This is a genomic window from Variovorax sp. PAMC26660 (assembly GCF_014302995.1).
In the GTDB taxonomy this organism is placed as follows: domain Bacteria; phylum Pseudomonadota; class Gammaproteobacteria; order Burkholderiales; family Burkholderiaceae_C; genus Variovorax.
Genome location: NZ_CP060295.1, coordinates 3,866,287 through 3,876,826 on the forward strand (window position 1 = coordinate 3,866,287; position 10,540 = coordinate 3,876,826).

General features: G+C 65.4%; 11 protein-coding genes. 10 read left to right on the forward strand and 1 reads right to left on the reverse strand.

Annotated features, from left to right (window positions below; all coding sequences use genetic code 11):
* Positions 1–3: 3 nt before the first annotated feature.
* The 9 genes from H7F35_RS18260 to H7F35_RS18300 all read left to right on the forward strand — a co-directional run bounded on the left by H7F35_RS18260 (position 4) and on the right by H7F35_RS18300 (position 9,014).
* Positions 4–681, forward strand: a complete 678-nt coding sequence (locus H7F35_RS18260; protein ID WP_187108022.1) for a type 4a pilus biogenesis protein PilO — start codon at positions 4–6, stop codon at positions 679–681.
* On the forward strand, positions 678–1,217 hold the full coding sequence (locus tag H7F35_RS18265) for a pilus assembly protein PilP (protein WP_187108023.1): 540 nt from the start codon (positions 678–680) through the stop codon (positions 1,215–1,217). Before H7F35_RS18260 ends, H7F35_RS18265 begins: the two co-directional genes overlap by 4 nt.
* Positions 1,214–3,388, forward strand: a complete 2,175-nt coding sequence (gene pilQ / locus H7F35_RS18270) for a type IV pilus secretin PilQ (protein ID WP_187108024.1) — start codon at positions 1,214–1,216, stop codon at positions 3,386–3,388. Before H7F35_RS18265 ends, pilQ begins: the two co-directional genes overlap by 4 nt.
* Before the next feature lie 23 nt (positions 3,389–3,411).
* Positions 3,412–3,960, forward strand: coding sequence for a shikimate kinase (locus H7F35_RS18275; RefSeq protein ID WP_187108025.1), 549 nt, complete (start codon positions 3,412–3,414; stop codon positions 3,958–3,960).
* Positions 3,961–3,994: 34 nt separating this feature from the next.
* Positions 3,995–5,104, forward strand: a complete 1,110-nt coding sequence (aroB, locus tag H7F35_RS18280) for a 3-dehydroquinate synthase (RefSeq protein WP_187108026.1) — start codon at positions 3,995–3,997, stop codon at positions 5,102–5,104.
* Between the two features lie 73 nt (positions 5,105–5,177).
* Positions 5,178–6,308, forward strand: a complete 1,131-nt coding sequence (locus H7F35_RS18285; RefSeq protein ID WP_187108027.1) for a deoxyguanosinetriphosphate triphosphohydrolase — start codon at positions 5,178–5,180, stop codon at positions 6,306–6,308.
* An 8-nt stretch (positions 6,309–6,316) separates the two neighbouring features.
* A complete protein-coding gene (locus tag H7F35_RS18290; RefSeq protein WP_261803268.1) occupies positions 6,317–7,561 on the forward strand; it encodes a CynX/NimT family MFS transporter in 1,245 nt (414 codons plus the stop codon).
* Positions 7,558–8,133, forward strand: a complete 576-nt coding sequence (locus H7F35_RS18295; protein WP_187108029.1) for a DUF1415 domain-containing protein — start codon at positions 7,558–7,560, stop codon at positions 8,131–8,133. The genes H7F35_RS18290 and H7F35_RS18295 overlap by 4 nt, the downstream gene beginning before the upstream one ends.
* Complete coding sequence (locus H7F35_RS18300) at positions 8,130–9,014, forward strand: class I SAM-dependent methyltransferase (RefSeq protein WP_187108030.1); 885 nt, start codon at positions 8,130–8,132, stop codon at positions 9,012–9,014. Before H7F35_RS18295 ends, H7F35_RS18300 begins: the two co-directional genes overlap by 4 nt.
* A gap of 7 nt (positions 9,015–9,021) precedes the next feature.
* On the opposite strand, the gene H7F35_RS18305 is transcribed toward H7F35_RS18300, so the two are convergent.
* On the reverse strand, positions 9,022–9,741 hold the full coding sequence (locus H7F35_RS18305; protein ID WP_187108031.1) for a DUF1266 domain-containing protein: 720 nt from the start codon (positions 9,739–9,741) through the stop codon (positions 9,022–9,024).
* A 68-nt stretch (positions 9,742–9,809) separates the two neighbouring features.
* Here H7F35_RS18305 and H7F35_RS18310 point away from each other — a divergent pair, with 68 nt between their 5' ends.
* Positions 9,810–10,505 (forward strand): transposase, encoded by a 696-nt coding sequence (locus tag H7F35_RS18310; protein ID WP_187108032.1) that lies wholly within the window; start codon positions 9,810–9,812, stop codon positions 10,503–10,505.
* Positions 10,506–10,540 lie beyond the last annotated feature (35 nt).

The window sequence follows — 10,540 nt, forward strand, 5'->3', positions numbered from 1 at the left end:
ATCATGGCAAGCAATCGCCCCTCCCAAAAAATTGACGTCGCCGCCGTACTGCGCGGGTTCGGCGAACAGTTTCGTGGCCTCAATCCAAACGATCCATCCGTATGGCCGGCAGTGCCGCGCTACGCACTGTGCCTAGCGGTCACCGCACTGGTGCTGGTGGCCCTGTGGTTCGTCTGGCTGACCAATTCGAACGATCAGCTCGAAGGCGAGCGTGCCAAGGAAGTCACGCTCAAGGAAGACTACAAGAAGAAGGTGGCGCAGGCGGCCAACCTCGACCTGCTCAAGAAGCAGCGTGAGCAAGTGCAGCAGTACGTGACCTTGCTGGAAAAGCAATTGCCCAGCAAGGCAGAGATGGACGCCTTGCTCTCGGACATCAATCAGGCGGGGCTCGGCCGAAGTCTCCAGTTCGAGCTGTTCCGGCCAGGGCAGATTTCGGTCAAGGATTACTACGCCGAGCTCCCCATCGCCGTGCGCGTCACCGGCCGATACCACGACATGGGTGCCTTTGCCGCGGATGTCGCGGGGCTCTCGCGCATCGTGACGCTCAACAACATCACCGTCACGCCGCAAAAGGACAAGGATGTGCTGACGATGGACGCCACCGCGCGCACCTTCCGCTATCTCGATGAAGATGAGCGGGCCGCCCAGAAACGCGCTGCGGCGCCGAAGGCGAAGAAATGAAGGCAGTCGCCAAAGTCCTGTGGCTGACGCTGGCCACGCTGGGCCTGAGTGCCTGCGATTCCGACCAGGAAGACCTGCAGCGCTGGATGGTCGAGCAGCGTGCCGAGGTGAAGCCCTCCGTGCCTCCGATCACGGAGCCGAAGAAGTTCACGCCGCAGACCTACACCGAGGCCTCGTCGTTCGAGCCTTTCAACATGCTGAAGCTGACGCAGGCGCTGCGCCGCGAATCGAACCAGCCGAGCACATCGGAACTGATCGCGCCCGAGCTGGCACGTCGCAAGGAATCGCTCGAAGCGTTTCCGCTCGACACGATGGCGATGGTCGGAAGCATGAACCGCAATGGCCAGCCTGTGGCGCTGGTCCGTGTCGACAAGCTGCTCTACAAGGTGCGCGTCGGCGAATACCTGGGACTCAACTACGGGCGCATTACCCGTATCAACGAAACCGAAGTCGCCTTGCGTGAAATCGTGCAAGACGCCGCCGGTGAATGGATCGAACGCGTGGCAACGCTGCAGCTGCAAGAGAGTGCGAAATGAACCAAGAAAAATCAACGATGGCACAGTGGCTGCGCGCCGCAGGGCTGGGTCTGCTGGCGTTCGGTGCATTGGCCGTGGCCCATGCGCAAAATTCCATCGAGGCCGTCACCAGTTCGACGCAGTCTGGCGCCGAGGTGATCCGGATCGATCTCGCGCAGCCGCTCGCTGCCGTGCCGGCCGGCTTTGTCGTGCAGAACCCGGCGCGCATCGCGCTTGATTTTCCTGGCGTGACGAACGCCATCGGTCGTTCCGCGATTGAAGTGAACCAGGGCAACCTGCGTTCGGTCAATGTGGTCCAGGCCGGCGAACGCAGCCGCGTGGTGCTGAACCTGAAGCAGGCCGCTGCGTACAAGGCTGAGATCCAGGGCAAGTCGCTGCTGGTCATTCTTGAGCCGGCGGCTGGTGCTGCACTGGTGGCTTCCGCAGCGACGACCTTTGCGGAAAACCGCAACCGCGACACCCTGCCTTTGCGGGACGTCGATTTCCGCCTTGGTTCCGACAACACCGGCCGGGTCATCGTGGACCTGCCGAACAACCAGGTCGGCGTCGATGTCAAGCAGCAGGGCAAGAACCTCGTGGTGGAGTTCACCAAGTCGACCTTGCCCGAAGGCCTGCGCCGCCGCCTCGATGTGGCCGACTTCGGCACCCCGGTGCAGTTGATCACGTCGCAACAGTCCGGCGACCGTGTGCGCATGACGATCGAGGCCAAGGGCGACTGGGAGCACAGCGCCTACCAGAGCGAAAACCAGTTCGTGGTTGAGCTGCGTGCCCGTAAGGTCGATCCGACCAAGCTCACGCAAGGTGCCGGCTACAACGGCGAGAAGCTCTCGCTGAACTTCCAGAACATCGAGATCCGCTCGCTGCTGCAGGTGATCGCCGACTTCACGAACTTCAACATCGTGACCTCGGATTCGGTGACGGGCGCGCTGACGCTGCGGTTGAAGGACGTGCCCTGGGATCAGGCTCTCGACATCATCATGCAGGCGAAGAACCTGGGCATGCGCAAGAACGGCAGCGTGCTGTGGATCGCGCCCAAGGACGAAATCAATGCCAAGGAAAAGCTCGAGTTCGAGGCCAAGGCCACGATCGAGAACCTCGAGCCGTTGCGAACCCAGTCGTTCCAGCTCAACTACACCAAGGCCATCGCCATTGCTCAAGGCTTGACGGGCACGGGTGCATCGTCTGGCGGTGGTGGTGGTGGCGGCGGTACGACGAGCCGCATTCTGAGCCCTCGTGGCAGCGTGATCGCCGAGTCGCGCACCAACCAGTTGTTCGTCTCCGATATTCCGTCGCGCCTGGCCCAGGTGACCGAGCTGATCCAGAAGCTGGACATCCCTGTGCGGCAGGTGCTGATCGAAGCCCGGATCGTCGAGGCTTCTGACACCTTCGGCAAGTCACTCGGTGTGAAGTTGGGGGGCGGCGTGATCAATCGCAACAACTCATTCGGAACCTGGCCTTCGGTCACCGGTGGTGGTACGACTTCGACGCAGACCTCGACGGGTGGTACCTCGACATCGACATCGACCACGACCAGCCCCACGGTCAGTTTCGGCTCGCCAACAAGCAGCAATTTCATCAATCTCCCGGCTGGCGACGCAGGTGGCACGGGCAATGCGGCCGGATCGTTCGCGCTTTCACTGTTCAATTCGAGCTTCTCGCGGATGTTGAATCTCGAAATCTCCGCACTGGAAGCCGACGGCAAGGGCAAGCTGGTGTCCAGCCCCCGCGTCATCACCGCCGACCAGACCAAGGCGCTGATCGAGCAGGGTGAAGAAATTCCGTACCAGCAGGCAACGTCCAGCGGCGCCACCTCCATCTCGTTCCGCAAGGCGGTGCTGAAGCTCGAAGTCACGCCGCAGATCACGCCTGAGGGCAACATCATCCTGACCCTGGATGTGAGCAAGGATGCCCGTGGCGTCAACACGTCGGCGGGCCCGGCCATCAACACCAAGCACGTGCAGACCGAGGTGCTGGTCGAGAACGGCGGCACGGTCGTCATCGGTGGTATCTTCGAGCTCACCGAAACCAATGACGAATCGCGCATACCGGTGCTGGGTGAAATCCCCTACATGGGGGCATTGTTCCGTAAGCGCGAACGCGTTGCCAACAAGACCGAAATGCTCGTCTTTATCACCCCGAAGATGATTACCGACCGCAACGCCGCGCGCTGACGCGCGGGCGTAGCAGCCACCGCGTGGCGGTCGCACTCGTCGGTTTGCCCGGCGCCGGAAAATCCGCAGTGGGCCGGCGCCTGGGGATGCGGCTGGACCTTCCATTCATCGACACCGATCACGTGATCGAGCACCGCATCGGCTGCTCGATCCGTGACTACTTCGAGCGTGAAGGGGAAATCGCCTTCCGCGACCTCGAGCAATCCGTGATCGCCGATCTCGCTGCGAATGCGCAAGGCGTGCTGGCCACCGGAGGCGGCGCCGTGCTGCGGGAAGCCAACCGTGGCCAGTTGCGCGACCACTTCCATGTGATCTACCTGCGCTCTTCGCCCGAAGACTTGTTTCGGCGCTTGCGCCACGACGTCAAGCGGCCTTTGCTGCAGGTTGCCGATCCACTGGGGCGACTCCGCGAGCTGCACGACGCGCGCGATCCGTTCTATCGGGAAACAGCCCATGATGTTGTCGACACCGGCCGCCCGTCGATCGCCATGCTGGTGAACATCATCGTGATGCAGCTCGAGTTGGCCGGCATCGTCGAGCCGGGCGCTCATCCCGAAGATCCCTCCGCCTGAGCCTGCCTTGGCCGCAGCGCCTAAACTCGCGGCCATGTCTTTGCCCGTACTTCCCGCTTCGCCAGAACGCGTCGACATCCAGCTCGGCGACCGCAGCTACCCCATCCTGATCGGTGCCGGCTTGCTGGACGATCCCCAGAGCTTTGCTGCCACGCCCGCAGCCGCTTCTGCTCTGATCGTCAGCAACACCACGGTGGCGCCGCTCTATGCCAAGGCGCTCCGCAATGCGCTGGCGAACCGTTTCCGCACCGTGCACCTGCTCGAGTTGCCCGACGGCGAAGTGCACAAGAACCTGCAGACCCTGAACCTGATCTTCGACGCATTGCTGGGCCACGGCAGTGACCGCAAGACCGTGCTGTTCGCGCTGGGCGGCGGCGTGGTGGGCGACATGACCGGCTTCGCCGCCGCGAGCTACATGCGCGGCGTGCCCTTCGTCCAGGTGCCGACCACGCTGCTCGCGCAGGTCGATTCCTCGGTGGGCGGCAAGACGGCCATCAACCACCCGCTGGGCAAGAACATGATCGGCGCGTTCTACCAGCCGCAGCTCGTGCTCTGCGACCTGAACACGCTGCAGACCCTGCCGCCGCGCGAACTCAGCGCGGGCTTGGCCGAAGTGATCAAGTACGGTCCGATCTACGACATGGCTTTCTTCGACTGGATCGAAGCGAACATCGATGCGTTGACGGCGCGTGACCCTGCGGCCCTGGCTTACGCCGTCAAGCGCAGCTGCGAGATCAAGGCGCTGGTCGTTGGCCAGGACGAGCGCGAGATGGGCCTGCGCGCCATCCTCAATTTCGGCCACACCTTCGGCCATGCCATCGAGTCCGGCCTGGGTTACGGCGAGTGGTTGCATGGCGAAGCGGTCGGCTGCGGCATGGTCATGGCGGCTCATCTGTCGCAACGACTCGGCGGTATCGATACGGCCTTTGTCGATCGGCTCACGCGCCTGATCGAGCGCGCCGGCCTGCCCATCGTCGGTCCCGCACTTGGCGCCGAACGCTATCTGGAGCTGATGCGCGTCGACAAGAAGTCGGAAGCGGGCGAGATCCGCTTCGTGGTGATCGACAAACCCGGCTCGGCCGTGGTCCGCAGCGCGCCCGATGCGCTCGTGCGCGAAGTGCTCGCGCAGTGCTGCGCGGGATGAGCGCCGCGCCGGGCCGTCCCAAGCACGCTCGCTCCCGCTTGGCGGGAAGGCGCGCAGCGCCAAGGGTGCACCCATGAGCCTGGCGGCCTATGCCTGCCACCCCGCGAAGTCGCGAGGGAGGCGCCATGCCGAGTCGCCCGCGCCCACGCGCGACGCCTTTCAACGCGACCGCGACCGCATCGTTCATTCGACGGCTTTTCGCCGGCTGGTCTACAAGACCCAGGTTTTCCTGAACCACGAAGGCGACCTGTTTCGCACGCGGCTGACGCATTCGCTGGAAGTCGCCCAATTGGGCCGTTCGATCGCCCGCGCTCTGCGCATCAACGAAGACCTGGTCGAGGCGATCGCGCTGGCGCACGACCTGGGCCACACGCCGTTCGGACACGCCGGGCAGGATGCGCTCAATGCCTGCATGGCCGGGCACGGCGGCTTCGAGCACAACCTGCAGAGCCTGCGCGTGGTCGATGCGCTCGAACACCGCTACCCGCAATACGACGGCCTGAACCTCAGCTTCGAGACCCGCGAAGGCATCCTCAAGCACTGTTCGCGCGCCAATGCGGAGCGCATCGAGGCCGCCGAGCCGCACGGCGTGGCGCGGCGCTTTCTGGACCGCACGCAGCCCGCGCTCGAAGCGCAGTTGTGCAACCTGGCCGACGCCATTGCGTACAACGCCCATGACATCGACGACGGCGTGCGCTCGGGCCTCATCACCGTCGAGCAACTGGCCGAGGTGGAGCTTTTCGAGCGCTATCGCCGCGAAGCTTTGGCCGAGCATCCGCAGTTGCAGGACCGGCGCGTGCTCTACGAAACCATCCGGCGCATGCTGAGCGCGCAGGTCTACGACGTGATCGACGCGACGCGCGCAGCAATCGAAGCGCTCGCGCCGGTCGATGCCGACGCGGTGCGCAACGCCCCGCCTATCGTCGCCTTCAGCGAAACGATGCAGGCGCAGTCGGACGAGCTCAAGCGTTTCCTGTTCCGCAATCTCTACCGGCATCCCCAGGTCACCCAGACCACCGACCAGGCGCAGGAGGTGGTGCGGGAGCTGTTCGAGGCGTATCTCGAACGCAGCGACGAGATGCCCGTCTCCTATGCCGATCGCCGCGACCGACACCGTACCGTGGCCGACTACATCGCCGGCATGACCGATCGTTTCGCCATGCGCGAGCACGAGCGGCTCACCGGCCGTCGGGGCATCGCATGAGCCGGACCATGCCTGCACGCGTGCCAGCCGCTGTTTACGCCGTCCTGCTGGGGGGCGTCAGCGCGGCCTTGCATCTCGGCAAGCTGCCGCCTGCCGTGCCGGCACTGCAGGCATCGCTGGGCATCAGCCTCGTGGAGGCCGGCTTCCTGCTGTCGCTCGTGCAGGTGGCGAGCATGACCCTGGGGCTGATCGCCGGTCTCGCGGCCGACACCATCGGCCTGCGACGCAGCATGCTGACGGGGCTGGTGGTGCTGACGGTTGCCAGCCTGCTGGGCGGCGCGGTCGGCGCCGGGCTCGTGGGCGGGGCGCATGCGGTGCAATGGCTGCTGGTTTTGCGCGCCATCGAGGGCATCGGTTTCTTGCTGTCGGTCATGCCAGGGCCGGGACTGATTCGCGCGTTGACACCCCCAGGTGCCGACAAGGCCGCATTGGGGCTGTGGGGCGCCTACATGCCGCTCGGCGTGGCGCTTGCGTTGTTGCTCGGGCCGGCCTTGATTGCATGGGGCGGATGGGCCGACTGGTGGTGGCTGCTGTCCGTGGTGTCGGCTGCTGCGGCGCTTTGGGTCTGGCTGGTCGTGCCTTCCGACCGTCTCCGTACAGCCGCCGTGGGCAACGTGTCCGTCGGCTGGACGCCGCGTTTGCGTGCCACGGTCGGTGCGCGCGGGCCCTGGCTGATCGCGCTGACTTTCGCCGTGTATTCGGCCCAGTGGATGGCGGTGATCGGTTTCCTGCCCGCCATCTATGCCGGCGCGGGTGTGCCGTCCGGCTGGAACGCGGTGCTCACGGCGCTTGCGGCCGCAATGAACATCGTTGGAAACATCGCCGGTGGCCGCTGGCTGCAACGTGGTGTGGCGCCCGAGCGGCTGCTGCAATGGGGCTTTCTTGCGATGGCGCTGGGCGGCGTGGCGGCTTTCGCGCAAGTGGGGCAGGGCGCTGACGTGCTGAGCCTGCCGCCGGCGCTTCGCTACATCGCCGTCTGTGCTTTTTCTCTGGGCGGCGGCATGGTGCCGGCGACCCTCTTCCTGCTCGGCGTCCGGCTGGCGCCCAGTCCGACCACGGTGTCCACAACGGTCGGGCTGATGCAGCAGGCGTCCTCGCTCGGCCAGTTCCTGGCACCACCAGCGGTCGCCTGGGTGGCCCACCGCGTCGGCGGCTGGCACTGGACCTGGACCGCCACGCTGGCCTGCTCGCTGGCCGGCATGGCGCTCGCGCGGCGTCTGGGGCGGATTCGCCCTGCGGCGGAGGTGGCATGACCGGCCCGGCGACAATATCCGCCGCCCAGGCCGAAGCCGATACGCGGCGCTGGCTCGAACGCGCGGTGATCGGCCTCAACCTGTGCCCGTTCGCAAAGGCGGTGCATGTGAAGGCGCAGATCTACTACGCCATCTACCTGCCCACAGAGGAGGCCGACCTGATGGATACGCTTCTTTCCGAAGCCAGCGAGCTCGCAGCCCTCGACGCCACCGTGCGCGACACCACCCTTCTGATAGCACCCAACACCTTGGCGGATTTTCTGGACTTCAACGATTTCACGGCGCGTGCCGAGCGCCGCCTTGCACGCGCGGGCTTCGACGGCGTGTTCCAACTGGCGAGCTTTCATCCGCAGTTCCAGTTCGGCGGCACCGAGATCGACGACATCGGCAATGCCACCAACCGCGCGCCTTACCCCACGCTGCACCTGCTGCGCGAAGACAGCGTGAGCCGTGCGGTCGAGGCGTTTCCCGAAGCGGAAGCGATCTTCGAGCGCAACATCGACACGCTCGAGGCGCTGGGCGCGTCGGGCTGGAAGGCGCTGGACGTCGGTGCCGGGAGTGCCAAGCCATGAACACCAAGGCCCCGACCCCACCCGTGAAAACCAACAAAGCGGCCAAGGCCGATGCAGAACTGTCCGAAGTCCTGCGCGAGGGCCAGTCCATCGAACTGCTGAAGGAGCTGCACATCCTCACGCGCGAGGGCCGGCTCAACCAGGACTCGCGGCGCAAGCTCAAGCAGGTCTACCACCTGTTCCAGTTCATCGAGCAACTGCTGCGTGAGCTGCCTGAAGGAGGCACTGGCGCCACGCTGGCCGACCACGGCGCAGGCAAGTCCTATCTCGGCTTCATCATCTACGACCTGTTCTTCCGGGCGCGCCAGGGCGGTCACGTCTACGGCATCGAGACGCGCGCCGAACTGGTCGAAAAATCGAGGGCGCTTGCACAACGCCTGGGTTTCGGGCGCATGTCGTTCCTGAACCTGACCGTCGCCGAATCGGCCCAGGCCAGCGAACTGCCCGATCAGATCGATGTGGTCACCGCGCTGCACGCTTGCGACACTGCCACCGACGACGCCATTGCCTTCGGTCTCGCCAAGAAGGCGCGCTGCATGGTGCTGGTGCCCTGCTGCCAGGCCGAAGTGGCTGCCTGCCTGCGCGAAACCAAGGCGTTGGCGCTGTCGCGCACGCCGCTGGCCGAGCTGTGGCGCCATCCGCTGCACACGCGCGAGATCGGCAGCCAGCTCACCAACGTGCTGCGCTGCCTGTACCTGGAAGCCAACGGCTACAGCGTGACCGTGACCGAGCTGGTCGGCTGGGAACACAGCATGAAGAACGAGCTGATCCTGGCGCGCTACACCGGCCAGCGCAAGGCGAGCGCTGCGACGCGGCTGGGCGAGCTGCTGTCGCAGTTCGGGCTCGACACGCTGGGCGACACGCGCTTCCGCCTGAACTGACTGAATCTCAGGTGGAGCGAGGCGTTTCGCGCGACGCCAGCAACTCGGCCAGCGAATCGCGTTCGGGCCAAGCCACAGTCTTCCACGGGCTGCGTTCGCTCTCCAGCAGCTTCTGCGCCATCGAGGCCAGCAGCTTGCGGCCGACGAAATTGCTGCCCGGCGCCTCGCGTTCACCCGCGAGGAAGCTCTGGGCATAGTTGTCCCAGCCACTGAAGCGCTCGACGGCCAACTCCACGGCCGGCACCAGCCATTCCAGTGCCGCCTGTGCACTGACATAGCCCACCGCTGCCGCGCCCGTGGCCAGGTGGCTGGCGCGTCCGATCCAGAGGGCCAGGTCGTCGTCGCTGGGTTGCGAGGGAAGGCCGTGGACGATTTCCGTCACCGCGGCCTCGGCGCCCTCGCGCTCCGTGACCGAGAAATCGCGCGCCAGCAGCTTCTTCCAGGGTTCGATCTCTTTCGCGGGAATGTCGACGCACAGCAGGTGCACCGCGCTGCGCTGCATCTCCTCGGCTTCCCGCAGGTCGGACGCGAAGGTCTCGCGGTACACGGCCGCCAGTGCCACGGCGAAGTTCTCGAAGCGCGACGAGGCCGCAAGACGCGTCTCCAGCGCCGCATTGCCTTCCTGCCGTGCCGTCTCGCGCTCGGCCGCCTCCTGCGCCAGTTCGGCTTTTCCCTCTGCCAGGCCTTCCTTTGCCGAATCGATCAATTCCTTGAAAAACTTGAACATTCGCAGCTCCCCAGACTTGTTGGTAAACGGGCCGCTTAGGATACAAGCCCTGCGCCACAACCCATCCCATGGCCCGTCTACCCCGTCTCACGCTGGCCGACATGCCGCACCACGTGATCCAGCGCGGCAACAACCGCCAGCCGATCTTTGTCGATCGCGCGGACCACGAGAGGCTGCTCGGCCTGCTGGCCGAGAACGCAGCGCGCTTTGGTGTCGCGCTGCACGCTTATGTGCTGATGGACAACCACTTTCACCTGCTGGCCACGCCGAACAGCGCCACCGGCCTGCCGCAGTTCATGCAGTCGGTGGGGCGCAGCTACGTGCGCTACTTCAATGACCGCCACGGCCGCAGCGGCACCCTGTGGGAAGGGCGCTACCGGTCGACGCTGATCCAGACCGATCGCTACCTGATGACCTGCATGGCCTACATCGACCTCAACCCTGTGCGGGCGGGGATGGTGACCGATGCGCGCGACTTCCCCTGGTCCAGCCACGGCCACTACGCCGGACTGCGGCACGACCGGCTGTTGACGCCGCATCCGCTGTACTGGGAACTGGGCAACACGCCATTCGCGCGAGAGGCGGCCTACGTCGACTTGGTGCGCGGCGGGGTGCGGGCGGCTGACCAGACTGCGCTGACCGAGGCCACTTTGCGGGGCTGGGCGGCAGGCGACGTCGATTTTCTCGACTCGCTTCAGAAGGCCACGGACCGCCGCGTGGTCAAGGCCAAGGCGGGCCGACCGCCTTCCAGCCCCATTTCCTGAGCGTTCAGAGGCTCAAGCCGTTGCAGTGACTTGGC

Bases quoted from the DNA above. Each gene is read 5' to 3' on its own strand.
- H7F35_RS18260 (WP_187108022.1), top strand. From the start codon at position 4: ATGGCAAGCAATCGCCCCTCCCAAAAAATTGACGTCGCCGCCGTACTG.
- H7F35_RS18265 (WP_187108023.1), top strand. From the start codon at position 678: ATGAAGGCAGTCGCCAAAGTCCTGTGGCTGACGCTGGCCACGCTGGGC.
- pilQ (WP_187108024.1), top strand. From the start codon at position 1,214: ATGAACCAAGAAAAATCAACGATGGCACAGTGGCTGCGCGCCGCAGGG.
- aroB (WP_187108026.1), top strand. From the start codon at position 3,995: ATGTCTTTGCCCGTACTTCCCGCTTCGCCAGAACGCGTCGACATCCAG.
- H7F35_RS18285 (WP_187108027.1), top strand. From the start codon at position 5,178: ATGAGCCTGGCGGCCTATGCCTGCCACCCCGCGAAGTCGCGAGGGAGG.
- H7F35_RS18290 (WP_261803268.1), top strand. From the start codon at position 6,317: ATGCCTGCACGCGTGCCAGCCGCTGTTTACGCCGTCCTGCTGGGGGGC.
- H7F35_RS18295 (WP_187108029.1), top strand. From the start codon at position 7,558: ATGACCGGCCCGGCGACAATATCCGCCGCCCAGGCCGAAGCCGATACG.
- H7F35_RS18300 (WP_187108030.1), top strand. From the start codon at position 8,130: ATGAACACCAAGGCCCCGACCCCACCCGTGAAAACCAACAAAGCGGCC.
- H7F35_RS18305 (WP_187108031.1), bottom strand. From the start codon at position 9,741: ATGTTCAAGTTTTTCAAGGAATTGATCGATTCGGCAAAGGAAGGCCTG.
- H7F35_RS18310 (WP_187108032.1), top strand. From the start codon at position 9,810: ATGGCCCGTCTACCCCGTCTCACGCTGGCCGACATGCCGCACCACGTG.